This is a genomic window from Micromonospora sp. NBRC 107095 (assembly GCF_030269705.1).
Lineage (GTDB): Bacteria > Actinomycetota > Actinomycetes > Mycobacteriales > Micromonosporaceae > Micromonospora > Micromonospora parva.
In genome coordinates this window covers 271,799-296,307 of record NZ_BSTU01000005.1, presented here as the reverse complement: position 1 = coordinate 296,307, position 24,509 = coordinate 271,799, and the positions used below count along the sequence as shown (strand labels likewise).

Sequence of the window (24,509 nt, the reverse complement as noted above, 5' to 3'; positions counted from 1 at the left end):
ATCCGAGCGGAGGAGCCGCATGCCCACCCGTGACCTGGTCGTCATGGTGCCCGGGGTGACGGGGAGCGTGTTGACGCTGCCCGGGCGGGGTGACGTCTGGAATCTGTCGTGGCCCACCGTCGCCCGCGGCGCTGCGGCGTTCGCCCGTACCGTCGAACTGCTGCGCGTGGCCGAGGGCGCGCCGGACACGGACGGTCTGCGGCCGGCGGGTGCGGTTCGCGGTCTCCACCTGTGGCCTGGGTTCTATGGCGGCCCCGGGTACGACCGCCTGCTGCGACAGCTCACCGATGCTGTCGGCCCGGCTCTGCGGGTGTTCAGCTACGACTGGCGTCGGTCGAACCGGCACACCGCGAGGCTGCTCAACGAGCAGGTGAGGTCCTGGTTGGACGAGTGGCGACGCGGCGCCGGCGGCCCGAGCGCCAAAGTCGTCTTCGTCTGTCACTCGATGGGCGGGCTCGTCGCCCGGTACCTCATCGAGGTGCTGGGTGGCCGGGAGTTGACCCGCCGACTGGTCACACTGGGCACGCCCTACCGCGGTTCGGTGAACGCGGTGCGGGCGTTGACCGGCGATGCCTTCCGGCCGCTGCGTTCGCTCGGCTGGGACACGCTGCTGACCGACGTCACGCGGACCTTCCCGTCGCTGTACGAGCTGCTGCCGACGTACCGTTGCCTGGACGTCGGCGGTGGACCGACGACCGTGCGGGACGTGGCCCTGCCGGGGCTACCGCCGGACGCGGTGGCGTCCGGACTGGCCTTCCATGACGAGATCGCCGCGGCGGTGCGGGTGAACGGCCGCCCCGAGTACACCGTTCACGCCGTCGCCGGCAAACGCCAGCCCACCTGGCAGAGCGTGACCGTCGACCGGGACGGCCTGTCGTACGGGAAGGCCTACCAGGGGCGGGACTATCTGGGCGACGGGACGGTGCCGCTGTTCAGTGCCGTGCCGCCGGAGTGGGCCACCACCGAGGAGGCGACCTGCTTCGCCGAACGACACGGCCCGCTGACCGCGTCGCGTCGGGTGCTCGACGTGATCCTCGACAAGATCGATCCCGTCGACCTGGGGGAGATCCTGGCGCCGCCGGTGGAACTCGGCCTGGACGTACCCGAGGTGGCGGTGGCGGACACGCCGCTGCCGGTGGTGGTGACCGCCGATCGGCCGGACCTGCTCCTGCACGCCCGACTCGAGTGCCCGGACCGCGGCGAACCGGTCGCCGTGACCATGCTGCGCCCAGACGGGCACTGCCGCTACGACGGCTACCTGCTGCCGCCGGTGGGGACCTGGCGGGTGGTCGTCGAGGCGGTGGCCGAGGTTCCTCCGGTGGTCATCTCCGACCTCGTCTTCGTGGCACCGGCGGGGTGAACCGCCGGTGCCCGGCCGGACGGGCTGGTATCAGTCCGCGTGTGCCGGTTCCGCCGGCCGGGTGAAGAAGCGGACGATGTCGTCCGCCGCGCTAGGGGACAGCATCATGGCCTGGACCCGTGCGGACATCTCGGCGATCGGGTGGATCCTGGTGAACATCGACTCTTCGTACCCGCGGATCGCCGCGTTCGGGTCGGCAGGGCTGCCGGCGAGCTGGCCGGCGAGTTCCGCCGCGTCGAGCATGGCCTGGTTCGCGCCCTCGCCGACCGGTGGCATGAGGTGCGCGGCGTCGCCGATGAGGGTGACGCCCGGCCGGTTGGCCCAGCGCGTGCCGGTGGGCATCGCCTCGATCAGGCGTCGGGTCGGCGGGCTGTCGGCGGCCTCGATGAGTGCGGTGAGGCGGGGGGCCCAGCCCGCGAACAGGTCCTGCAGGGCGCGCTTGCTGCGGTAGGTGTCGAGGGGCTGTTCCGGCGCGCGCAGCGAGATGCCGACCCGGAGGCTGCCGTCGCCGAGGCGTTGGGCGGCGAGGATCTGGTTCGCGCCGACGCACCACAGGTTCCCGGGGCCGACCAGCTCGGCGAGGTCGGGATGACGCCGGTCGACGTCCACGACGCTCAGCTCCACCAGGGTCGCCACATAGGACAGCGCGACGTCGGTCAGCAGGGATCGGACGACCGACCGCGCGCCGTCCGCGCCGATGAGGATGTCGCAGCTGGCCCGGTGGCCGTCGTGGAACGTCAGATCCCAGCCCGCGTCGGGGCGTGCGGTCGCCGCGACGAGCCGGTGCCCCCAGCGAACCGTGTCGCTGGGCAGGGCGCCGAGCAGGAGATCACGCAGGGCGCTGCGGTCGATCTCGGGTCGCCCGGAGAATGAGCCGGGTTGCGGCACGTGGTGCACCAGGGTGCGTCCGGTCGGGTCGAGGATGCGGTGTTCCTCGCCCTCGGGCCGTGCCGCCGACTGGAACCGGTCGGCGAGACCCGCCTCGGCCAGTGCCAGTTGCCCGGACTCCGGGTGCAGATCGAGGGAACCGCCCTGGGGGCGCGCGGACCGGCTCGCCTCCCGGTCGTACACCACCGCGTCGATGCCGTGCCGGTGCAGGATCCGTGCCAGCGTCAACCCGCCGAGGCCACCACCGGCGATCGCGATTCGCGTTCTCATGGCGCTACCGTACACTGTATTCGTGAATACACCGTACGGTAGCGAGCCGTTGTCAGTGTGGGAGCGGCCGGAGCCTCAACCGAGGGCGGCGCCGGTGCCGTTGAGCCGGGACACGATCGCCGCTACGGCGATCCGGCTCGCCGACGCGGGCGGCCTCGACGGGTTGTCGTTGCGCAAGATCGCCAAAGAGCTCGGTGTGGGCCCGATGCGGCTCTACGACTACGTGACCAACAAATCCGAACTCCTGGACCTCATGGTCGACGTCGTCTATGCCCGGATCGCCGAGGTGGCCGAGCACGCGGAGTGGCGCGCCACGGTGCTGGCCATCGCCCACGCGACCCGTGACGCCGCCCTCGCGCACGAGTGGTTCGCCGACCTGCTCGGCGGACGGCCGCACCTGGGGCCGCACGCGCTCGCCGTGGGTGAGGCGACCGCTGCGGCGCTCAGCAAGGCTCCCGCCGTGCGTGACATCGACGACCTCCAGCGAGCCGTGGGCGCCCTCAACGCCTTCCTCGTCGGAGCGGTCCGCAGAGAGGTCACCGAACGCCGTACCAGCCGTTCCACCGGCACCGACCTCGCCGCCTTTCAGGCCAGCCTCGGCCCCTACCTCACCCGCATGTTGACGACCGGCAGGTACCCCACCGTGGCCCGGCTCGTCGTCGACGGCGCGCACCTCAATGCCGAGGAGACCTTCCACCACAACCTGACCGCCATCCTGGACGGCATCACCGGCCAACCTCGCAGGTGACCCGCGGAGCGAGTTCGCCTCGCCATTCAGACAGGAGCCCACCCGTGCGGGTCACCATGGCGACGAGCGCTGGCACTGCCGACCGGTCGAACGAGGACTTCGTCGGTGCGGTTCCCGGCGCTGTCATCCTGCTCGACGGTGCCGGCATTCCGGGAGCCGAGTCACTCTGCTCCCACGGCGTCGCCTGGTACACGCACCGCCTCGGCGGTGCGCTGCTCGGTAAACTGTCGCGCGGCGACGGGCGAGAGCTCGCCGCGATCCTCGCCACCGCCATCGGCGAGATCGCCGCCGAGCACGGCGACACCTGCGACATCGCGGACCCCAACAGCCCGCAGGCCACCGTCGCGATGGTCCGCGCCCACCAGGACCGGCTGGACTGGCTCCTGCTCGCGGATTCGTTCCTCGTTGTGGACCAGGTCGACGGGGGTCCACAGGTGATCACCGATGAGCGCGAGATGACTGCCCGGCGGGAATGTTCGACGCCGCTGGCCGGCATTGCTCGGGAAACGCCAGAGTACGACCGGGTGCGAGCCTCCTGCGCCACCGCGCTGCGTGCCCGCCGGAACCAGCCGGGCGGCTACTGGATCGCCAAGGACGACCCGCGCGCGGCGTGGGAAGCGGTGACCGGCAGCCGGTCCCTCGCCGACCTGAACGGTGTCGCGTTGCTCAGCAACGGTGCCAGCCGCATCGTCAGCCCGTACGGTCGGACCGACTGGCCGGGCGTGCTGGACCTGCTCCGCACCAGCGGGCCGGCCGGCGTCATCGCCCGCGTCCGGCAGGCCGAGGCGCAGGCCGCCGGTGGCGCGGGTGCGCACAGCCCGGACGACGCCACAGTGGCCCACTGCACGCACCTGCCGCGTTGAGCACCTGCCCGCAGAGGGCCGATGATCCGTCCGTCGACTCGTGCCACGGGAGCGTGCTCGGCGTCACGCGTGCGACGGGGGAGTTGCGGCAGCAGCCCGCTCGTCCGACCCGCCCGGCGCGCTGATCGAGGCCGCGATGATCCGGCTGGGCACCACCGGCGCGTCCCGCCCCGTGCCCCGCCGGTCGTCGCCGCCGGCGGATTCCTCGTGATAGTCCTGCTCCACGTTGACCGACCAGACGTCGTGCGTACTGCCGGTGGTGATGTTCTCGACGGTGAGCATCGCGGTCAACATCGAGTGGTCCTGGTTGTTGTAGCGGTGCATGCCGTTGCGGCCCACCGGATGCACGTTCGGCACCGCCTCGGCCAGCCAGGCCCGGATCACCTCCACGTTGTGCTGGTAGCGCTCGTCGTACACCGGGTACGCCTTGGGCATCCGCACGACGTAGCCGGCCTCCACCACACCGGGTCGGACCAACCCCAACCGCTCCAGCTCCGCGGTGGCCAGGGCCACCAGATCGGCATCCGGGGTACGCCACATCTCGTCGTCCTCGAACACGAAGTACTCCAGGCCCAGGCAGGTGCGGCCGTCCTTCACCAGGTACGGCGACCAGGAGCCGAAGTTCTGGATCCGGCCCACCCGCACCTCCGGGTCGTGCACGTAGATCCAGTTGTCGGGAAACGAGAACTCCGCCGGCACGACCAGAGCGACCGTCAGGAAGTCGCGGTAGCGCAGGTCGGCCGCGCAGGCACGGACCTCCGGCGGCGCCGGAGGATGCAGCGCGGCCACCAGCTCCGCCAGCGGCATGGACGAGATCACGTGGTCGGCCGCCTCGGTGCGCTGCCCGCCCACGCCGTTGACGGTCACGCTGATCGCCCGTCGGCGGGCCGGGTCGCGGTGCACGGCGGTGACCCAGCTGCCGGTGGACAGCTGCCCGCCCCGCTCGCGGACCCGCTCGGCGCAGCGTTCCCACATCATCCCCGGACCGTACTTCGGGTACTGGAACTGCTCGATCAGGCTCGTCACGTCGGTGCGCCGACCCCGGGGCAGCAGCGCGTTGCGGATCGCCGTGGCCAGCGACAGGTTCTTGATCCGTTGCGCCGCCCAGTCGGCCTGCAACCGGTGCGCCGGCATACCCCACACCTTCTCCGTGTACGTCTTGAAGAAGATCGAGTACAGCCGCCAGCCGAACCGGGCCGACACCCAGCCCTCGAAGTGCGACTGGTCGCGTGGTGGTCGCAACCGGGCGCGCGCGTACGAGCCGAGGCAGCGGGCGGCCTCCGGCAGACCCAGGTTGCGCAGGGCGTTCATGGCGCTCAGCGGGTAGTTGAACAGGGCTCCCCGGTACGCGATGCGGCTCATCCGGGGCCGGGTCAGGAAATCCTCGTCCGGCAGGATTTCGTGCCAGAACGCCTCGACCCGGGGCACCTTCGTGAAGAACCGGTGCCCGCCGATGTCGAACCGCCACCCGTCGCGCTCCACGGTCCGGCTGATCCCGCCGACCACCTCGTCGGCCTCGAACACCTGCACCGACCGGCCGTGCCGGAGCAGCTCGTACGCCGCGGTGAGCCCCGCCGGCCCCGCACCGATGATCACTGTGCCGTGCTGCTCGCTCATGCTGCCGCGCTCCCTGTTCACCGCCATGGTCGAGGTGCGGCGTCTACCCGTTCTGCGCAGAATGTCACACTTGGTGGCGGACAGCCCTCGCTTCGGCGGGGGCGCGCGGAGGCGTACCACGAGAAGAACGGTGCCCCCGCGCGGCCGGGGGAGCGGGGGAAGCGGGACCGATGCGGCGGTGGCGGAGCGGCGCGGCGGCGCTGGCCGCCCGGGCGGTCGTGGCCGGCCGCGGCGCGGCGCGCCTGGTCCGTCGGGTGCCGGCGCCCTGGACGTACGTCATTGCCCTGTTTCTCGGCGCGAAGCTGCTGCTCACAGTCCTCGGCCTTCTGGTCCTCCACGCCTGGGACGGTGTCCCCGGAGCGCCGCCGCCGGACGAGACGTTGATGTGGGCGCAACAGCGGGACCTCTCCGGGCACCGGTGGATCTCGCTCTGGTTCGCCTGGGACTCGATGCTCTATTTGCGGCTGAGCACGCTGCCGCTGACCGGGCCGTGGAACGATTTCGGCTTTCCCCTGCTGTACCCGTTCCTGGCCCGGCCGGTCGGCGTGCTGGTCGGCGGTGACACCGCCCTGGCCCTGCTGCTGATCAGCAACGTCGCGTTCCTGCTGGCGCTCTGGTACGGCTACCGGCTGGCGGAGCTGCTGCTCGGCGACGCGCGCGCGGCCCGCCGGTTCACCCGGTACCTGGTGCTGCTGCCGACCGCGTTCCTGTTCCAGGCCGCGTTGACCGAGTCGCTCTTCGTCTGCCTCGCGTTGGCCGCCTTCTACTACGCCGAGCGGAGGCGCTGGCTGCTGGTCGGGGTGGTCGGCTACTTCCTGGCGATGAGCCGCTCCGTCGGCCTGCTCGTGGTGCTGCCGCTGGCAGTGGTGCTGCTGCGCCAGCACGACTGGCGGCTCGGCGCGCGCGCCGTGGTCGGCTACCTGCGGATCGGGTGGCCGTTGTTGCTGCTGCCCGCCGGGTGGTTCACCTTCATGGCGTACTGCCGGTGGCGGGGTGGGGACTGGTTCGCCTACCAGCACGCCCAGCAGACCGGGTGGGGGATCGAGGTGCAGAACCCGGTGCCGGTGCTGCTGAACGGGCTGACCGGGGAGCCACGTGACGCCGCCCGGGTGTGGTTCGCCGTGGCCGTGCTGGCCGTGCTGGTCGCCGGGTTCCGCCGCCGGGACCTGGCCTACCTGGTGTACGGCGTCCTGATGGTGCTGGTGCCGCTGTCGATGGGCCCGCCGGTGTACAAGAGCCTGCTGCGCTACCTGCTCGCGGTTTTCCCGGTGGCGCTGGTGCTGGCCCGCTGGGCCCGGCACGCCAGCGTCGACGTGTGGCTGACCGCGACGCTCGCCGTGGTGCAGGGCGTGCTGTTCGTGTTGTGGCTCAGCTACTGGACCCACACGATCATCTGATCGGCTCGGCCGCCGGGTGCGCCTCGGCGACGGTGCCCCGGCACACGTGCGCCGGACGGCTGTGCGAGCCTGTCACCGATGTTCGGAGCGTACTGAGTGGAGGCCCGGTGTTCGCAGTGCCGCTGACCGAGGACGTCGAGCTGCGCCCGCTGGAGCCGTGGCGGGCCGAGGAGTTCCTCGCCAACCTCGACCGGGCCCGGGAGCACATCCAGCCGTGGGTGTCGCCGACCTTCGTGGCCACCGACCTGTCGTCGGCCCGAGCGGTCCTGCAACGCTACGCCGACCGCTGGGCCAGCGACAGCGGCGGCATCTGGGGGCTGTGGTGGCGCGGCACCCTGGTCGGCGGGGTCCTGCTCGTGTCCTTCGACGTGACCCGAGGTGTCTGCGAGGTCGGCTGCTGGGTGGAACCGGCAGCCGAGGGAAAGGGCATGGTCGCGCCGGCGGTCCGCCGGGTCGTCGACTGGGCGGTGCGCGAGCGCGGCATCCAGCGGGTGGAGTGGCGCACCAACGCCGACAACACCCGCAGCAAGGCCCTCGCCGGTCGGCTCGGCCTGCGCCTGGACGGCACGCTCCGCCAGGTCGCCCCCGGCCCGGACGGCCGGATCGACCTCGAAGTCTGGTCCGTGCTGGCCGACGAATGGTTGGCCGGATCGGGTGGGTCGCCGGCCACTGTCCATTGACGACGCATTTCTGTCGTACCCGGGCGACACCATGCATCCATGGCCGTCCCCGCGCTCACCCCTCGTCCCGACCCGCCGCGTTCCGTGCCGCTGCGTGAGGCGCGCACCCGGTTCAGCCAGCTTGTCGCGCTGGCTGAGCTGACCGACGCGGTCACCGTCGTCACCCGCGACGGCGACCCCCGCCCGGTCGCCGCGATCGTCCCCGCCGCGGCCGCCCGCAGCGGCGCTCAGGCCCGCGCCGACGCCGACCGTCTCGCCACGGTCACCGCCGGCTGGGCTCGGCGCCTCGACGAGCAGCACCGACGCAGCAGCCAGCGGCACGCCGCCGAGTTGAGTGCGGTCCGCGCGGCGCTGACCGAGGTGTGGTCCGAGCTGGATCGCCGGGTCGTCCCGGGCAGCGACCCGGCGCTGGCCCGGCTGCGCGCCGCACACAACGACCTGCTCGCCGGCTGACGCGCTCCCGTGTGGGTGGGCGATGTCCGCGCCGGTGCGGGCCGCGCGGCCGGAGTCAGCCGGTGGCCGGGTACGCGTGCGTCTCGGTCGCCTTGACCGCCGCCCACACGCGCTGGCCCGGGATCAGCCGCAGGTGGGCGGCGGCGGCCGGCGTGACGTCGGCGGCCACCCCGATCGGCCCGTCCAGTTGCACCCGTACGTTGTCACCGTGGCGTTGCACGCCCACCACCGTCCCCGCCCAGGTGTTGCGCGCGCTGCCCTCCGGCCGGGCCGGGTGCAGCGCCACCGCGGCCGGCCGGAACGCCACGAACGCTTCGCCGTCCAACCGGTCGGCGACAGTGAGGGTCAGCTCCGGTGAAACCCGCACCCCGTGCCCGTCGGCGCGGCCCCGGTACAGGTTCAACCCGACCAGCCGGGCGACGTAGTCGGTGCGCGGCCGGGCGGTCACGCTCGGCCCGTCGCCCTCCTGCACCACCCGGCCCCCCTCGACGATGACCAGTCGGTCGGCCAGCGCCAGCGCGTCCAGCGGGTCGTGGGTGACCAGCACCGTCGCGCCCGCGTGCGCCGACAGATGCCGGTGCAGCTCCGCGCGGGTGTCCAACCGGGTGCGGGCGTCCAGCGCGGCCAGCGGCTCGTCCAGCAACAGCAGCGACGGTGCCACGGCAAGCGCGCGGGCCAGCGCCACCCGCTGCGCCTGGCCGCCGGAGAGCTGCCGGGGCCGGTGCCGCGCCTGCGCGTCAAGCCCCACCCGGGTCAGCCACTCCCGGGCCGTGGCGCGGGCGGCCCGCCGCTCGACACCGTGCCGGCGCGGCCCGAAGGCCACGTTGTCCACCGCGCTCAGGTGCGGAAAGAGCAGGTAGTCCTGAAAGACCACGCCGATCGGCCGGCGCTCGGTGGGCACCCAGCCACCGGTGGCCGGGCGGTCCAGATCGACGCCGTCGAGGGTGACGTGACCGGCGGTGAGCGGATGCAGCCCGGCCAGCGCACGCAGCGCGGTCGTCTTGCCGGCCCCGTTCGGGCCGAGCAACGCGACCACCTCGCCGGGTGCGACCCGCAGCGGCACGTCGAGCCGGAAGACGCCCCGGTCGACGACGACCCGGGCGTCCAGCAGGGTCTCACTCATGCGGTGCTCATCCAGCGGTCGCGCAACGCGACCAGGATGCCCACCGACACGACGAGCAGCACCAGGCTGAGCACGATCGCGGACTCCAGGTCGGTCTCCAACGCCAGGTAGACGGCGAGCGGCATGGTCTGGGTGCGGCCGGGATAGTTGCCGGCAAAGGTGATGGTGGCCCCGAACTCGCCGAGCGCCCGCGCCCAGCAGAGCACCGCCCCGGCGGCCAGCCCGGGCGCCACCAGCGGCAGCGTGACGTGGGTGAAGGCGGTCCACCGGCTGGCCCCCAACGTCGCGGCGGCCTCCTCGTAGCGGTGGTCGGCGGCGCGCAGCGCACCCTCCACGGCGATCACGAGGAACGGCATGGCCACGAACGCCTCGGCCAGCACGACACCAGTGGTGGTGAACGGCAGGGTGATGCCGAACGTGGTGTCGAGCCAGCCGCCGAGCAGCCCGCGCCGGCCGAAGACCAGCAGCAGCGCCACCCCACCGACCACCGGCGGCAGCACCAGCGGCACGGTGACCAGTGCCCGCACCAGCCGGCGGCCGGGGAACTCGACCCGGGCCAGCAGCCAGGCGAGCGGCACCCCGAGCAGCAGGCAGAGCGCGGTGGCCAGCGTCGCGGTCTGCACCGACAGCCGCAGCGCGGTCAACGCGCCCGGCTCGGTGAGCCGCTGCGGCAGGGTGGTCCACGGCGCCCGGATCACCAGCCCGACCAGCGGCAGGACGAGGAAGAGCAGCCCCAGCCCGGCGGGGATCAGCAGCGCCGCCGGCACCCGCCCCCGTCGTCGCGGCGTGTCCCGGTGCTCGCGTGCCGCGTCGTCACGCTCGGGTGCCGCGTCGTCGTGGACCTGCCTCACGGAGCCTGGAACCCCGCCTCGGCGAGGACCGCCTGCGCCGGTGCCGAGCGGACGTACGCGACGAAGGCCCGCGCGCCGGCCGGATTGGGCGCGTCCTTCAGCGCGACGATCGGGTAGTCGTTGACCGCCCGCGCCGCCTCGGGGAACTCCACACCGGTCACGTCGGCGCTCGCCGCTCCCACGTCGGTGCGGTAGACCAGGGCGGCGTCGACCTCACCCAGCTTCACTTTGGCGAGCGCGCCCTTGACGTCCTGCTCCAGGGTGACCGGTGTCAGCGCGACACCGGCCGCGTCCAGGGCGGTGCGGGCCGCCGCGCCGCAGGGCACCTGGTTGGCGCAGATTGCCACCTTCACGCCAGGTCGGCTCAGGTCGGCCAGCCCGGTCACGCCTCCCGGGTTGCCCCGGGGCACCGCGACGACCAACTGGTTGCGGCCGAAGACGATCGGTGTGCCGTCGGCGTTGCCCGCCTCGGTGACCGTGGCCATGTTCGCCGGGGCGGCCGAGGCGAACACGTCCGCCGGCGCGCCCTGGTTGATCTGGTTGGCCAGGGCGGAACTGCCCGCGACGTTGAGGGTCACGGTGCTGCCGGGATTGGCGGCCTCGAACTCCTCGCCGATCCGGCGGAACGACTCGGTCAGCGAGGCGGCCGCGAACACCGTCACCGCCCCGGTGACCCGGCCGTCCGCGCCGGAGGCCCGGTCGTCGCCCGCCCCGCAGCCGGCGACCGCCAGCGCCATGACCACGGCCATCGCCGTGCGCGTCGTCCGTGCGCTCACCCGCCCGACCTTCCCCTGCTCGGGGCTGGTGCGGCCCGCTCCACCACCACCGTTGTCGACTTGATCACCGCGACCGCCACCGACCCGACCTGCAGGTCGAGCTCGTCGACCGCCTCGCGGCTCATCAGCGACACGACCCGGAACGGGCCAGCCTGGATGTCGACCTGGGCCATCACCGTGTCCTTGCGGACGTCGACGACGATGCCGCGTAGCCGGTTGCGGGCCGAGGAGAACTCGGCGCCCGCGTCCGGGTCGGCGGCCTGGGCGCGGGCGAACGCCGCCAGGTCGACGCCGTCGATCACCCGGTGGCCGTGCTCGTCGCGCCCGGCCGTCAGCCGCCCGGCATCGACCCAGCGGCGGATCGTGTCGCTGCTGACGCCGAGCAGGTCGGCCGCCTCACCGATCCGGAACCTCGTCACCGGCTCACCATAGCCGCCGCATCTGCGAGCGCGAAAGGCCGAAACGGGTCGTGTCTGCGTACCTATCGGGGCTTCTGTGGCCGTGATTGCGTGACTCCTGTGCGGCCCGGTGGTTGCCTCGGGCGGCGCGCGGCTCAGGCGTCGCGGTTGTCGTACGTCGCGCGGTTGGCGAGCACGTCGTCCATGTGCGTCTCGGCCCAGCTCTTCAGGCTGCGCATCAGTTTGTGCAGGGAGATGCCGAGGTCGGTCAGTTCGTAGGTGACGGTGACGGGCACCGTCGGCACCACGGTGCGGGTGATCAGACCGTCGCGTTCCAGGGAGCGCAGTGTCTGGGTGAGCATCTTCTGGCTGACCCCGGCCAGCAGGCGCGACAGCTCCGAGTAGCGCATGGACCGGGGCTTGCCGGCGCAGTCGAGGCCGAACCGGTGCGAGCCGTCGCTGTTCAGCGCCGCCAGAACCAGGGTGACCCACTTGTCCGCGATGCGGTCGATCAGCTTACGACTCGGACACTGCGCCAGGAAGGCGTCATATTCCACCTTGGCCTGAGCCCTCTTCTGCGCCGCCGTGGTCGTTGTCATCGAGCCGCTCCTCAGCCACCGGGGCGTTACGCACCTTCAGGTGCCTACTTCCGATAGTGAAGCTACACCCCGATGGTGGAGCAGGTAGACGATGCGCCGGCACCGCCCGGCGCGACACGAGAGCCAGAGGTACGAACATGCTCACCACCTCCCTTCCCGGCGGCACCTGGACCTTGGGAGGCCTGACGGTCACCCGGTTCGGCTACGGCGCCATGCAGTTGGCCGGCCCCCGGGTGATGGGACCGCCGGCCGACCACGACGGCGCACTCGCCGTCCTGCGTACGGCCGTCGAGCTCGGCATCACCCACATCGACACCTCGGCGGCGTACGGGCCGCACGTCACCAATCAGTTGATCCGGGAGGCGCTGCACCCGTACCCCGATGCGCTGCACATCGTGACCAAGGTCGGTGCGAACCGTGACCCGCAGGGCGGCTGGCCTCCGGCCCGTGACCCGCAGAGCCTGCGCCGGTCCGTGCACGAGAACCTGGAGACCCTCGGTCTCGACGTGCTCGACCTTGTCAACCTTCGGCTGGGCGACGCCACGGGCCCGCGGCCCGGCTCTCTCGCCGAGGCGTTCGAGACCCTCGCCGACCTGCAACGGCAGGGCCTGATCCGGCACCTCGGGGTGAGCAACGCGACGCCGGAGCAGGTGGCCGAGGCGCAGGCGATCGCACCGATCGTGTGCGTGCAGAACATGTACAACCTCGCGCACCGCCGGGACGACGAGCTGATCGACGCGCTCGCCGGGCAGGGCGTCGCCTACGTGCCGTTCTTCCCTCTGGGCGGTTTCAGTCCCCTGCAGTCGTCGGTGCTGTCGACGGTGGCCGCCCGGCTGGAGGCGACGCCGATGTCGGTGGCCCTGGCCTGGCTGCTGCGACGGTCGCCGAACATCCTGCTGATCCCGGGCACCTCGTCCGCGGCGCACCTGCGCGAGAACATCGCCGGCGCGGCACTCTCCCTCTCCGCCGACGACCTCGCCGAGCTGGACACGATCGGCCGCTAGCTAGCGCCCCCCCAGGGTGGACCCACCGGCGACTCCGGCGGGTCCACCCCGGGCGATTGTCGTTTTCATTAACGGCGTCAGCTGAGCAGATCACGTCCGTCGAACGACGTCAACGATGTCCAGGCGCGCCGCGCCGCGACCCGCGCGACAGACGGTGCCCCGGACCGACGAGCCGAGATCAGGGACGGCGGGGGTGGCCCTTGAGGTGCCGACCCAGCTCGCGGGCGATCTCCCGGTTGGCGTCGCGCTCGGCCAGCGTCTGCCGCTTGTCGTAGGAGCGCTTACCCTTGGCCAGGGCCAACTCGACCTTGGCGAAACCGTTCTCGAAGTACATCGACAGCGGGACCATGGTCACCCCGCCCTCGCGGACCTTGTCCAGGATCCGGTCGATCTCGGCCCGGTGCAGCAACAGCTTCCGGTTGCGGCGCGGGGCGTGGTTGGTCCACGTCCCGTAGGCGTACTCGGCGATGTGCAGGCCGTACAGCACGATCTCGCCGTCGCGCTCGTGGGCGAACGCGTCCACCAGCGAGGCCCGACCCTCGCGCAGCGACTTCACCTCGGTGCCGACCAGCACGATGCCCGCCTCGTATGTGCGCAGCACCGTGTACTCGTGCCGGGCCTTCTTGTTGGAGGCGATCAACCGGCGTGCGGGCGGTGTGGACGGGCTCACCCCGCGACGATAGCCGGCCGGCGGCTCAACTGGACGCCCGGTGTTCGGGGCGCAGCCGCCGGGTCAGCTCCCGTACCGCCTCGGCGAACGCCTCCTGCGACTCACACGGCCAGTGCCCCAGGATCGGCGGGGGAACACTGTCGCTGGGCGGTGGCACCACGTCCTGCGGGTCGGTCAACCGCCGATCCACCGTCGCCGCCGGCCCGGTCAGCGTCTCGGCCTCCCCGGGACGGTGGGCGGCGAAGATCCAGCCGCCGATCGGGTCGGTGTCGCGCCACAGGTTGATCCAGCGCCAGCCGACCCGTTCGCCGATCTCCCGCAGCGCCGGCTCGTCGGCGTACGCCGGGAACAGCCGGGAGTACAGCCGGCCCAGTGGCGACCCGTAGGTCAGCAGGGCGACCCGGTCGGTGATCCGGGTGGGCAGTTGCAGCACCGTGGCGGCGAGCAGCACCGAGCCGTGGCTGTGCCCGGCCAGCAGCACCCCCTGCCCCTGCTCCACCAGGTAGGTGATCCGTTTCGTCAACTCCGGCACCGCCCGTTCGGCGTAGCAGGGCGGCGCGAACGGGTGCGCCGCCCGGGGCCAGAACGTGCCCAGATCCCAGAGCACACCCACGTACCGCCGGAACTGCGCTGTCCGGTACGCGAAGATACCGCCCACCACGAGACCGAGCAGGATCGCGGCGATGACGTAGCTACCCGACCCGATCAGGAAGTTGACCATGCTCTCCGGCACTCCCACGTAGCGCTGCGCCACCTCGCCCGGCGGGAGTTGGAGCAGGCCGAGCACGCTGGTGGCCAGGCCGAGCGCCGCCAGGCAGGCGTACACCACGGAGAGCGGTTCCAGGTTCTCGGTGAAACGCGCCCGGGCCACTGCCTGCTCGACCCGCCGCAGCCGGTCCGCCGCCTGCGGCGGCGCGTGCGGAAAGTCGGCGGCCACGATCGCGCGCGCGGCCCGTCGCCGCTCCCGCCGGGTCATCCTGGTCACCAGGCCGGCCACCAGCAGCGCCGTCACCACGGCCAGGAAAAACCCGAAGATCGCCCACTTGTACGCCAGCGGAGGGCTGGTCTCCAGGCCGTCGGCGGTCGTCCCGTTGCGATCCAGCAGGTCCGCCACCCGGTAGACCAGCTCGGCGGAGAACGCCACGGCGAGCCCGGCCGAGATCGTCATGAAGACCGGCGACCCCAACGCGCGCAGGGGTGACCGGCGCTGCCCGTCACCCCGGCGCCAGATCACCAACGCGCCGAGCACCACCACCAGCACGGTCTGGCTGACGAACAGCCAGGCCACGATCGCGCCGTAACCGGGCAGCGAACCGCCCTGCGGCCACGGCGCCGGGCTGATCACGACGTGCACGATCACCAGCATCGTCACGCCGCAGGCGATCGTGCGCAGCCCGCGACAGACGCCGTCCACCCGGGGCGACGGATCGGTGTGGTCGATGCTCGCCACCACGGTGACCAGGACCAGGCAGGCCAGCAGCACCGCCCCGGTGGCCGCCAGCAGGACCACCATCACCCACGAGCGGTGCTGGCTGGCGCGGGCGGCCAGCAGGCTGCCGCTCAGGGTGGCGAACGCCGCCGCGACGTGGACCGAGCGCAGCCGCCCCACCAACGGCTCGCCGTCCCACTGGCCGACGGCGCTCAACTGGTGCTTCGACGTCCGCGTCGCCGGCGTCCGGAACGCGTCGAACGAATGGCTCGGGCGGGCGCCCAACCACCAGACGACCCCGATGGCGGCGACCGGCACGAGCGCCAGCACGCCCAGGCGCAGCCCGGTCGGGCGTCCGCCGAGCCAGGACAGCCAGCTCCGGCCGGCCAGGCACGACGGGGTGTCCATGCAGCGCCAGGCGATCAGGTCCAACGCCACCCCGACGATGGAGAGCACGTAGAGGGCGGTGAGGGTGAGCGCGAGCACCCGGCACAGCGCCATGAAGCCGCGCTTCGAGACGGTGTTCGCCGGGCGCATCCACAGCGCCACGTTGCAGAGCATGAACGGCAACAGGAAGACCAGCGACAACGTCCGCACCGCCGTGCCGGACGGCAGGTCACTCCAGCGGTACGCCTCCAGCGTCACCCCGTCGGTTCCGGTGGAGTCCGGATAACCGGGACGCGGACGGTAGAACCCTCCGCTGCGGTCCCCCGCGACCTGGTGCACGTGGGGCCGGTTCAACACCTGGTCCGCCCCCGCGCCGGAGACCCCGTGCACCCGCAGCTCCACGATCGCGCCCGACGTCGTCGGTCGGGTCGGTGTCGCGTGCGCCATGGGCCCCCCGAGGTGTGCGCGGCAACCGGGCGGGTCGTCGATCTCCGGGCACCCACGCGGCTCCCCGGCTTACCCATCGCGAACGCGATCAACCATGGGTCCGACCCGGCGGTGGTGCGGTCGACAGGGTGCAGGTGATTTCATGGCGCCATGGCGAACCCGGTGATCCTGACCGTCGACGACGACCCCGTGGTGTCCCGGGCGGTGGCCCGCGACATCCGGCGCCGCTACGGCGACCGTTACCGGGTGCTGCGGGCATCCTCCGGGCCGGAGGCGCTGGACGCGCTGCGCGAGGTCAAGCTGCGCGGCGAACAGGTGGCGCTGCTGCTGGCCGACCACCGGATGCCGGACATGACCGGCGTCGAGTTCCTCGAGGCGGCCATGGACATCTTCCCGGCCGCCCGTCGGGTGCTGCTCACCGCGTACGCGGACACCGACGCCGCGATCGAGGCCATCAACGTGGTCGACCTGGACCACTACCTGCTCAAGCCCTGGCACCCGCCGGAGGAGAAGCTGTACCCGGTGGTCGACGGGTTGTTGGAGGCGTGGGCGGCCACCCCGGACGCGGCCAGCGCCGAGATCCGGGTCGTCGGGCACCGCTGGTCCGCGCCGTCGTTCAAGGTCCGCGACTTCCTGGCCCGCAACCTGGTGCCGTACCGGTGGCTGTTGTCCGACGACCCGGAGGGTGTCCGGTTGCTCGACGCGGCCGGGGCCACCGAGGCGGACGTGCCGCTGGTGGTGACGCCCGAGGGCAAGGCGCTGGTCGCCCCGAGTGAGGCCGAGTTGGCCGCCCTGGCCGGGTTGACAGTGGTGCCGGCGTGTGACTTCTACGACCTGGTGGTGATCGGCGGCGGCCCCGCCGGGCTCGGCTCCGCGGTGTACGGCGCCTCGGAGGGGCTGCGTACCGTGCTCGTGGAGCGACGGGCGACCGGCGGCCAGGCCGGGCAGAGCAGCCGGATCGAGAACTACCTGGGTTTCCCGGACGGGGTGTCCGGCGCGCAGTTGACCGACCGGGCCCGGCGCCAGGCGGTCAAGTTCGGTGCCGAGCTGCTCAGCGCCCGGGAGGTGGTCGGTCTCAGCGAGGCCGGCGGTGCCCGGCTGCTGCGCTTCGGCGACGGCACCGAGATCGCCGCGCACACAGTGGTGCTGGCCACCGGCGTGTCGTACCGGGTGCTCGACGCCCCGGGGCTGGCCGACTTCACCGGGCGGGGGGTGTTCTACGGCGCCGCCGCCACCGAGGCGCCGAGCTGCGTCGAGCAGGACGTCTACATCGTCGGCGGGGCCAACTCCGCCGGTCAGGCGGCGGTGCACTTCTCCCGGTACGCGGCCAGGGTGCACCTGCTCATCCGGGGTGCGGACCTGACCGCCTCGATGTCGCGGTACCTGATCGACCAGCTGGAACGGATCGACAAGATCACTGTGCATCCGCACACCGCCGTGGTCGGCGCGGCGGGGGAGGACCACCTGCAACGGCTCACCCTCTGCGACACCCGCACCGGGGAGGCCCGCTCGGTCGACACCTCCTGGCTGTTCATCTTCATCGGCGCGGAGCCGCGCACCGACTGGCTGGACGGGGTGCTGGTCCGCGACGGGCGCGGGTTCATCGTGACCGGCCCGGATCTGCTCGCCGGAGGCCGTCGACCGCCCGGCTGGTCGCTGTCGCGCGACCCGTACCACCTGGAGACCAGCGTGCCGGGGGTGTTCGCCGCCGGGGACGTGCGGGCCGAGTCGGTCAAGCGGGTCGCCTCGGCCGTCGGCGAGGGCGCGATGGCCGTGTCGTTGGTGCACCGCTATCTGGAAGCCCAGTGAATCGGCTCCCGCCAACCAAGGAGTCCCAGTGACGACCGAGTCTGACCGGCTGACACCGGCGCAGTTGCGCACCCTGTTCCTGTTCGAGGCGCTCGACGACGGGCAGCTCGACTGGCTGGCCGAGCACGGCCGGGTCGAGCAGCGTGCCGGCGGCACCCTCGTGTACGGCGAGGGCGAGCCGGCGACCTGCTTCTTCGTGTTGCTGCGGGGGGCGGTGGCGTTGAGCCGCGTCGTGCGTGGCGACGACGTCGAGGTCAGCCGGACCGACCAGCGCGGGGTGTACGGCGGGGCCACCCAGGCGTACCTGGGTGAGCAGGTCGAGCAGACCTACCGCAACAGCCTGCGGGCGGTGACCGACGCGGAGTTCTTCGTGCTGCCGGCGGAGGATTTCGCGTACGCCCTGCGGTCCTGGTTCCCGATGCCCATGCACCTGTTGGAGGGGTTGTTCTTCGGGATGCGGGACAGTCAGGCCATCGTCGGTGAGCGGGAGCGGCTGCTGGCCCTCGGTTCGCTCTCGGCGGGGCTGACCCACGAGCTGAACAATCCGGCTGCGGCGGCGGTCCGGGCCACGTCGGTGCTGCGGGACCGGGTCGCCGGGATGCGGCACAAACTCGCCATGATCGCCGATGGGCGGCTCGACGGCAGTGCCCTGCACGGCCTGGTCGCGTTGCAGGAGGAGGCGGTCGCACGGGTGGCCACCGCGCCGAAGTTGACGCCGATGGCGACCGCGGACGCCGAGGACGCCCTCACCGACTGGTTGGAGGAGCACGGGGTCGACGGGGCCTGGGACCTGGCGCCGATCCTGGTCGGCGGTGGGCTCGACGCGCAGTGGTTGACGCAGGTGAAGGCCGCGGTCGGGGCGGCGGACCTGGAGGCGGCGGTGCGCTGGCTCACCTACACGGTCGACACCGAGCTGTTGATGCGCGAGATCGGCGACGCGGTCACCCGGATCTCCGGGCTGGTGGGCGCCGCCAAGCAGTACTCCCAGCTGGACCGCGCGCCGCACCGGGTGGTGGACGTGCACGACCTGCTCGACGCCACGTTGGTGATGTTCAAGGGCAAGATCCCCGCCGAGGTCAAGCTGGTCCGCGAGTACGACCGCAGCCTCCCACCGGTTCCGGCGTACGCGGCCGAGCTGAACCAGGTGTGGACCAATTTGATCGACAACGCGTTGGGCGCGATGGGGGAGAAGGGGGTGCTGACCGTCCGCACCGGACGGGTCGGTGAGCTGCTGGCGGTGGAGATCACCGACACCGGGCCGGGTATCCCGCCGGAGGTGCGTCCGCGCATCTTCGAGCCGTTCTTCACCACGAAGCCGGTGGGTGCGGGCACCGGTCTGGGGCTGGACATCTCGTACCGGATCGTGGTGCACAAACACCACGGCGACATCCGGGTGGAGACCGAGCCGGGGCGCACCACCTTCCGGGTCCTGCTGCCGATCACCGAGGGCCCGTCGGACGACGTGCCGACCACCTAGAGACAGTGCCGGGGGTGAGGAAGTCGGCCAGCACCTGGGTGTGGGTGGAGAACGCCAGCTCGACCGGGTCGGTGAGCACCAGCCACTCGGTGGCCTCGTCGGTCGGCGCCGACGGTGGCAGGTCCTCGGCCGCCCGTTCGGGCAGCACTCCGAAGATCATCATGGTGCCTCCCGCCGGTGCGCCGTACACCGCGAACAGCTGGGCGTCCTCGGCCGCCGCGATCAGGCCGGTCTCCTCCCGCAGCTCACGGACGAGCGCGTCGGACCACTCCTCGCCGTACTCGATGAAGCCGCCGGGCAGTGCGAGCAGGCCGCGGGCCGGCTCGATGTCCCGGCGGACCACCACCACACCCAGGCTCCCGGCCGTGCGGACCGGCAGCACCGCGACCGCCACCGGCAGCGGGTTACGCCAGACGGTCTCGCCGCAGACCGCGCAGACCCGTGGCCATCCGGCGGCGGCCGGGTAGGCGGCGCCGCAGTAGGAGCAGTGCGAGTACGGCGTGCCGGTCATGCCGCAGCACGTTACTCCGAACCGCGCCCCGACTGCCGCGCTGCCGTCCCGTCGTGCGGTCAGGCTGCCGGGGTGCCGGTGTAGAAGGCGGTGGTGCGCTCGGCGGCGGCCTTCGCCTCGTCGGCGTCGGTGCCGGCGGCGATGCTCGCCTCGCACCACAGCTGGCTGCTCAGCTCCATGGCCCGTCGTCCCTCGTCCGAGGCGGTCCACTCGGCACCCTGCTCCGGGGTGATGCCGCTGCCGTCGCCGGCCAGGTGCGAGGCGAGGCCGAGTAGCCCCAGGTCCCAGCCGACACCGACCGCGCCGGGCCCGAACTGGGCCCACCGGTCCTGGTCGACGTGCGCGATGTGGTCCAGGTCGAGCCGTGCCCGATCGCCGTCGACCGCGGTGATCCGTACCTCGATCCAGCTCACCTCTCCGCCGAACTCCCAGGTGGCGGTGAAGCGGTGCGGCGGCTCGCAGCTTTCGACGGTGCCGCCGGCGTTGCCCTCAAGCTGGTACGTGCCGCCCAGCCGCAGGTCGCCGGAGATCGGCAGGAACCAGCGCGGGATGCGCTCGGCGCTGGTGCAGGCGTCCCACAGGTCCTCGGCCGTCGACTGGTAGGTCTGACTGATCGTGGTGACCCGCGCCTCGCCGGCTTCCAGGGTGCGGCTGCCGACGGTGCGTTGGACGGCGTTGATCTGCTCGGTGGCGTCGAACATCAGGTGTTCCTCTCGTCGGATGGGTCGGCGGGCCCACGGAGGCGACGCTCGCGTCGGCCCCGGGCCAGCTCGGTGGCGAGTGCCGCCAGGGGCGGGGTCCAGAACCGGCGGAAGTGCTCCAGCCAGCCGTCGACCTCGCGCAGTGGGCGCGGGTCGACCGCGTAGAGCCGTCGGGTGCCCTGCGCCCGCACCGTGGCGAAGCCGTTGTCGCGTAACACCTTGAGGTGCTGGGACACGGCGGGCTGGGAGATGCCGAACTCCTCGCGGATGACCGCGCTGACCGCGCCGGCGGGCTGCTCACCGTCGGCGAGCAGCTCCAGGATGCGGCGCCGGACCGGATCGCCCAGCACGTCGAAGGCGTGCACGACGACAGTTGTATCACTGATGGCTTATTTAAGCCAAGCCCGATACTCCGAGGAGCTTGTCCAGCCGGATCGGCAGCTCCCGGATCCGGACGCCGGTCGCGTGGTGCACCGCGTTGGCCACCGCCGCCGCGGCACCGACGATGCCGATCTCGCCGATGCCCTTCACCCCGGCCGGGTTCAGCTCGTCGTCCCGCTCGTCCAGCCAGTACGCCTCGATGGACTCCACATCCGCGCAACCGGTGATGTGGTAGGTGGCCAGGTCGTGGTTGACCCAGTCGCCGTACCGCTCGTCGAGCAAGCCCTCCTCGTGCAGCGCCATCGACAGCCCCATCGTCATGCCGCCGATGAGCTGGCTGCGCGCCGTCGTCGGGTTCACCACCCGCCCCGCCGCGAACACGCCGAGCATCCGGTTCAACCGCACCTCGCCGGTGTCCGCGTCGACCCGCACCTCGACGAACTGCGCCCCGTACGCGTACCGGGGTCGTGTCGGCTGACCGCCCACCTCCTCGGCGGTGTCCGCCTCGGCGGTCACCTCTTCGGTCGGCGGCCCGCCGTCGCGCAGCTTCTCGCGCAGCGCCTGAGCGGCCCGCATCACCGCCCAGCTCCAGCTGGCGGTCCCCATCGACCCCCCGGCCACCGGCGCGGCCGGCAGGGCGCTGTCGCCGATGTGGATCTCCACCTGCTCGGGCGGCACCCCGAGCGCGTCGGCGGCCACCTGCCACATCGCCGTCCGTGCGCCGGTGCCGATGTCGGTGGCGTTGACCTGCACCAAAAAGCTCCCGTCGGGCCGGGCGGTGGCTGTCGCCGAGCACGGCCGGGCCCGGGCCGGGTAGCTCGACCCGGCCACCCCCGTGCCGATCAACCAACGCCCCTCGCGCCGGGCCCGGGGAGACGGGTCGCGGCCGGCCCAACCGAAGCGTTGTGCGCCCTCGCGCAGGCAGGCCACCAGGTTGCGGCTGGTGAACGGCTGCCCCTGGTCGGGGTCGACGTCGGTGTCGTTGCGGATGCGCAGCTCCACCGGGTCGATGCCGACGGCCACGGCCAGCTCGTCCATCGCCGACTCCAGGGCGTACGCGCCGGGGCACTCGCCCGGTGCGCGCATCCAGAACGGCGTGGGCACGTCGAGGCGGGCCAGCCGGTGCGTGGTGCGTCGGTGCGGTGCGGCGTACATGCTGCGGGTGTAGACGGCGGTCTGCTCGGCGAACTCGTGGATGGTCGAGGTCTGGCTGATGGCGTCGTGGCAGATGGCGGTGAGCCGGCCGTCGGTGTCGGCGGCGAGGCGGACCCGCTGGATGGTGGGGGTGCGGTAACCGATCGGCCCGAACAGTTGCTGGCGGGTCAGCGCCAGCTTCACCGGGCGGTCCACGTGTCGGGCGGCGAGGGCGGCGAGCACCACCGCGGCCTTGGCGTACCCCTTGCTGCCGAAGCCGCCGCCGACGTGCTGCGCCACGACCCGGACCGACTCCGGGGGCAGCTCGAACAGCTCTGCGAGGGTGGCCTGGACCGACGACGCGCCCTGGTTGGAGTCGTGCACCAGCAGCCGCCCGTCGCGCCACTGCGCTGTCGTGGCGTGCGGCTCCATCGGGTTGTTGTGGTACGCCGGAGTCCGGTACGTGGCGTCCACCCGTACCGGGGCCGCCGCGTACCCGGCGTCGAAGTCACCCTCGGCGGTGTCCGTCGGATAACTGGGATTGACGTGGTCCGGCTTGTACAGGCCCGGGTGGTCGTCGGTGAGCACCGTGCTGTGCGGGCCGGTGTCGTAGTCGATGTGGACCAGCCGGGCGCCCTCGCGGGCCGCCTCCAGGCTGGTGGCCACCACCACCGCGACGTACTGCCCCCGGTAGTGCGCCACCGGCTCCTGCAACAGCCACAGCTCCGGCTGCTGGCCGGGCGCGATCCGGGGCGCGTTGCCGTGGTGCAGCACGGCCAGCACGCCGGGCGACGCCAACGCCTGGGTGGTGTCGACCCGGGTGATCCGGCCCCGCACCACCGTCGACGGCACCGCCCAGCCGTAGGTGACCCCGTCCACCGGGTACTCCACCGCGTACCGGGCCGTGCCGGTGACCTTCTCGCGGCCCTCCAGCCGGGGGTACGGGTGGCCGACGGCGTCGGTGCTCACGACGACGCCAACTCGGTGAGCGCCCGCACGGTGATGGCCCGGGTCAGTGGCAGCTTGAAGCCGTTGTGCCGCAGCGGGCGCGCCTCGGCCAGCTCCACGTCGGCGGCGCGTGCGGCCAGCTCGGGACTGAACCGTTGGCCGCGCAGCTCCTCCTCGGCCCGGTACGCCCGCCACGGCCGGTGCGCCACCGCCCCGTACGCCAGACGCACGTCGCGGACCACGTCCCCGTCGATGTCCAGCACCGCGGCCACCGACCCGGCGGCGAAGGCGAACGAGGCCCGGTCGCGCACCTTGAGGTACGTCGAGCGGCGCGCGGCCGGCAGCGGCGGGAGCCGGACGGCGGTGATCAGCGCGCCTCGGGCCAGCGTCGTCTCCCGCTCCGGGTGGGTGCCGGGGGAGCGGTAGAGGTGGGCGATCGGAATGTCGCGGGGGCCGTCGGGCTCGTGCACCTCCACCACCGTGTCGAGGGCGGCCAGCGCGACGGCCAGGTCCGACGGGTGGGTGGCGACGCACTGCTCGGACCAGTCCAGCACCGCCAGGTCGCGGTTCTGGCCGTGCAGGGCGGCGCAACCGCTGCCCGGCTCCCGCTTGTTGCACGCCTTGCCGGTGTCCTGGAAGTAGACGCAGCGGGTGCGCTGCAAGAGGTTGCCGCCGGTGGTGGCCATGTTGCGCAGCTGCCCGGAGGCGGCGGCGAGCAGGGCACGGGCCAGCACCGGGTAGTCGCGGCGCACCACCGGGTGGGCCGCCAGGTCGCTGTTGCGGACGGTCGCGCCGATCCGCAGCCCGCCGTCGGGCAGCTCCTCGACGGTGTCCAGCGGCAGCCGGGTCACGTCCACCAGCACGTCGGGGCGCTGCACCCCGAGTTTCATGAGGTCCACCAGGTTGGTACCGCCGCCCAGGTAGGCGGCCTGCGGTTCGGCCGCCAGCACGGCGACCGCCTCGGCCACGTCGGCGGGCCGGTGGTAACGGAAGGCCCTCACGACGCCGCCGCCCTCATCGCGCCGGCCGTCGGCTCGCGCGCACCCGCCGCCTCCCGCACGGCCGCGACGATGTGCGGGTACGCCGCGCAGCGGCACAGGTTGCCGGCCATCCGCTCGCGGATCTCCGCGTCGGTCAACGCGGCGGGCGTGCTCAGGTCGTCGGTGACGGCGCTGGGCCAACCCTGGGAGACCTCGTCGAGCATGCCGCGGGCGGAGCAGAGCTGCCCGGGGGTGCAGTAGCCGCACTGGAACGCGTCGTGCGCGATGAAGGCGGCCTGCAACGGGGACAGCTCGTCCGGCCCGGCCAGCCCTTCGACGGTCACCACCGACCGGCCGTCCACGGTGACCGCGAAGACCAGGCAGCTCTTGACTCGGCGGCCGTCCAGCAGCACCGTGCAGGAGCCGCACTGGCCGTGGTCGCAGCCCTTCTTCGCCCCGGTCAGGTCGAGGTGCTCGCGCAGCGTGTCGAGCAGTGTGGTGCGGTTGTCCAGGGTGACCTCGCGGGACACGCCGTTGACCTCGACCGTCACCCGGGACGAGTGCCGCTCGTCGATCGTGGTCGTGTTCTCCGGTCCGCCCCGCACCGG

At 72.5% G+C, this 24,509-nt stretch carries 24 protein-coding genes; 9 read left to right on the top strand and 15 right to left on the bottom strand.

Translation table 11 applies throughout. The features are described from left to right. Nucleotides 1-19 precede the first annotated feature (19 nt). A complete protein-coding gene (locus tag QSK15_RS24215) occupies nt 20-1,360 on the top strand; it encodes an esterase/lipase family protein (RefSeq protein ID WP_285796440.1) in 1,341 nt (446 codons plus the stop codon). A gap of 30 nt (nt 1,361-1,390) precedes the next feature. Here the strand turns inward: QSK15_RS24215 and QSK15_RS24210 are convergent, their stop codons facing one another. Beyond that, nucleotides 1,391-2,518, bottom strand: a complete 1,128-nt coding sequence (locus QSK15_RS24210) for an FAD-dependent oxidoreductase (RefSeq protein ID WP_285796439.1) — start codon at nt 2,516-2,518, stop codon at nt 1,391-1,393. 22 nt (nt 2,519-2,540) lie between these two features. Here QSK15_RS24210 and QSK15_RS24205 point away from each other — a divergent pair, with 22 nt between their 5' ends. Continuing rightward, nucleotides 2,541-3,266 (top strand): TetR/AcrR family transcriptional regulator, encoded by a 726-nt coding sequence (locus QSK15_RS24205; protein WP_285796438.1) that lies wholly within the window; start codon nt 2,541-2,543, stop codon nt 3,264-3,266. Nucleotides 3,267-3,310: 44 nt separating this feature from the next. Continuing rightward, the gene (locus QSK15_RS24200) at nt 3,311-4,129 is read left to right on the top strand and encodes a protein phosphatase 2C domain-containing protein (RefSeq protein WP_285796437.1); all 819 of its coding nucleotides are present in this window, start codon (nt 3,311-3,313) and stop codon (nt 4,127-4,129) included. 63 nt (nt 4,130-4,192) lie between these two features. On the opposite strand, the gene QSK15_RS24195 is transcribed toward QSK15_RS24200, so the two are convergent. Beyond that, on the bottom strand, nt 4,193-5,746 hold the full coding sequence (locus QSK15_RS24195) for an NAD(P)/FAD-dependent oxidoreductase (protein ID WP_285796436.1): 1,554 nt from the start codon (nt 5,744-5,746) through the stop codon (nt 4,193-4,195). A gap of 170 nt (nt 5,747-5,916) precedes the next feature. Here QSK15_RS24195 and QSK15_RS24190 point away from each other — a divergent pair, with 170 nt between their 5' ends. The 3 genes from QSK15_RS24190 (at nt 5,917) to QSK15_RS24180 (ending at nt 8,276) form a co-directional block, all read left to right on the top strand. After that, entirely contained in the window at nt 5,917-7,143 is a 1,227-nt protein-coding gene (locus tag QSK15_RS24190) for a hypothetical protein (protein ID WP_285796435.1), read from the top strand. Nucleotides 7,144-7,250: 107 nt separating this feature from the next. Beyond that, complete coding sequence (locus QSK15_RS24185; RefSeq protein WP_285796434.1) at nt 7,251-7,823, top strand: GNAT family N-acetyltransferase; 573 nt, start codon at nt 7,251-7,253, stop codon at nt 7,821-7,823. Between the two features lie 39 nt (nt 7,824-7,862). Beyond that, the gene (locus QSK15_RS24180; protein ID WP_285796433.1) at nt 7,863-8,276 is read left to right on the top strand and encodes a type II toxin-antitoxin system Phd/YefM family antitoxin; all 414 of its coding nucleotides are present in this window, start codon (nt 7,863-7,865) and stop codon (nt 8,274-8,276) included. Nucleotides 8,277-8,331: 55 nt separating this feature from the next. On the opposite strand, the gene QSK15_RS24175 is transcribed toward QSK15_RS24180, so the two are convergent. From QSK15_RS24175 to QSK15_RS24155, 5 genes are all read right to left on the bottom strand, one after another. Then, complete coding sequence (locus QSK15_RS24175) at nt 8,332-9,399, bottom strand: ABC transporter ATP-binding protein (RefSeq protein ID WP_285796432.1); 1,068 nt, start codon at nt 9,397-9,399, stop codon at nt 8,332-8,334. Next, nucleotides 9,396-10,166 (bottom strand): molybdate ABC transporter permease subunit, encoded by a 771-nt coding sequence (gene modB / locus QSK15_RS24170; RefSeq protein WP_285796715.1) that lies wholly within the window; start codon nt 10,164-10,166, stop codon nt 9,396-9,398. Before modB ends, QSK15_RS24175 begins: the two co-directional genes overlap by 4 nt. Nucleotides 10,167-10,246: 80 nt before the next feature. Further along, on the bottom strand, nt 10,247-11,026 hold the full coding sequence (gene modA, locus QSK15_RS24165) for a molybdate ABC transporter substrate-binding protein (protein WP_285796431.1): 780 nt from the start codon (nt 11,024-11,026) through the stop codon (nt 10,247-10,249). Further along, entirely contained in the window at nt 11,023-11,445 is a 423-nt protein-coding gene (locus QSK15_RS24160) for a TOBE domain-containing protein (protein ID WP_285796430.1), read from the bottom strand. The genes modA and QSK15_RS24160 overlap by 4 nt, the downstream gene beginning before the upstream one ends. Nucleotides 11,446-11,579: 134 nt before the next feature. Then, nucleotides 11,580-12,023 carry a winged helix-turn-helix transcriptional regulator gene (locus QSK15_RS24155; protein ID WP_285796429.1) on the bottom strand — a complete coding sequence of 148 codons (444 nt, stop codon included), beginning with the start codon at nt 12,021-12,023 and terminating at the stop codon, nt 11,580-11,582. Nucleotides 12,024-12,160: 137 nt separating this feature from the next. On the opposite strand from QSK15_RS24155, the gene QSK15_RS24150 reads away from it, so the two are divergent. After that, nucleotides 12,161-13,027, top strand: coding sequence for an aldo/keto reductase family oxidoreductase (locus tag QSK15_RS24150; protein WP_285796428.1), 867 nt, complete (start codon nt 12,161-12,163; stop codon nt 13,025-13,027). Between the two features lie 178 nt (nt 13,028-13,205). Here QSK15_RS24150 and smpB read toward each other — a convergent pair whose 3' ends face one another. Together smpB and QSK15_RS24140 are read right to left on the bottom strand one after the other, a co-directional pair. Further along, on the bottom strand, nt 13,206-13,697 hold the full coding sequence (gene smpB, locus QSK15_RS24145) for an SsrA-binding protein SmpB (protein WP_030327414.1): 492 nt from the start codon (nt 13,695-13,697) through the stop codon (nt 13,206-13,208). 25 nt (nt 13,698-13,722) lie between these two features. Next, nucleotides 13,723-15,960: a hypothetical protein gene (locus tag QSK15_RS24140; protein WP_285796427.1), complete on the bottom strand. Its 2,238-nt coding sequence runs from the start codon at nt 15,958-15,960 to the stop codon at nt 13,723-13,725. Nucleotides 15,961-16,110: 150 nt separating this feature from the next. Between QSK15_RS24140 and QSK15_RS24135 the strand changes: the two genes are divergently transcribed. Both QSK15_RS24135 and QSK15_RS24130 read left to right on the top strand, forming a co-directional pair. Further along, nucleotides 16,111-17,769: an NAD(P)/FAD-dependent oxidoreductase gene (locus tag QSK15_RS24135; RefSeq protein ID WP_285796426.1), complete on the top strand. Its 1,659-nt coding sequence runs from the start codon at nt 16,111-16,113 to the stop codon at nt 17,767-17,769. A gap of 28 nt (nt 17,770-17,797) precedes the next feature. Continuing rightward, nucleotides 17,798-19,246 carry an ATP-binding protein gene (locus QSK15_RS24130; RefSeq protein WP_285796425.1) on the top strand — a complete coding sequence of 483 codons (1,449 nt, stop codon included), beginning with the start codon at nt 17,798-17,800 and terminating at the stop codon, nt 19,244-19,246. Here QSK15_RS24130 and QSK15_RS24125 read toward each other — a convergent pair. The 6 genes from QSK15_RS24125 to QSK15_RS24100 are packed head-to-tail and all read right to left on the bottom strand — an operon-like array spanning nt 19,209 to nt 24,452. Continuing rightward, a complete protein-coding gene (locus QSK15_RS24125) occupies nt 19,209-19,757 on the bottom strand; it encodes an NUDIX domain-containing protein (RefSeq protein ID WP_285796424.1) in 549 nt (182 codons plus the stop codon). The two genes, QSK15_RS24130 and QSK15_RS24125, sit on opposite strands and share 38 nt — an antisense overlap. Before the next feature lie 59 nt (nt 19,758-19,816). After that, nucleotides 19,817-20,458: an SRPBCC family protein gene (locus QSK15_RS24120; RefSeq protein WP_285796423.1), complete on the bottom strand. Its 642-nt coding sequence runs from the start codon at nt 20,456-20,458 to the stop codon at nt 19,817-19,819. Then, nucleotides 20,458-20,823, bottom strand: coding sequence for an ArsR/SmtB family transcription factor (locus tag QSK15_RS24115; protein ID WP_030327423.1), 366 nt, complete (start codon nt 20,821-20,823; stop codon nt 20,458-20,460). The genes QSK15_RS24120 and QSK15_RS24115 overlap by 1 nt, the downstream gene beginning before the upstream one ends. A 28-nt stretch (nt 20,824-20,851) precedes the next feature. Beyond that, a complete protein-coding gene (locus tag QSK15_RS24110) occupies nt 20,852-22,942 on the bottom strand; it encodes a xanthine dehydrogenase family protein molybdopterin-binding subunit (RefSeq protein WP_285796422.1) in 2,091 nt (696 codons plus the stop codon). Further along, nucleotides 22,939-23,922: an FAD binding domain-containing protein gene (locus QSK15_RS24105; protein ID WP_285796421.1), complete on the bottom strand. Its 984-nt coding sequence runs from the start codon at nt 23,920-23,922 to the stop codon at nt 22,939-22,941. Before QSK15_RS24105 ends, QSK15_RS24110 begins: the two co-directional genes overlap by 4 nt. After that, a complete protein-coding gene (locus QSK15_RS24100; protein WP_285796714.1) occupies nt 23,919-24,452 on the bottom strand; it encodes a 2Fe-2S iron-sulfur cluster-binding protein in 534 nt (177 codons plus the stop codon). The genes QSK15_RS24105 and QSK15_RS24100 overlap by 4 nt, the downstream gene beginning before the upstream one ends. Nucleotides 24,453-24,509: the final 57 nt, after the last annotated feature.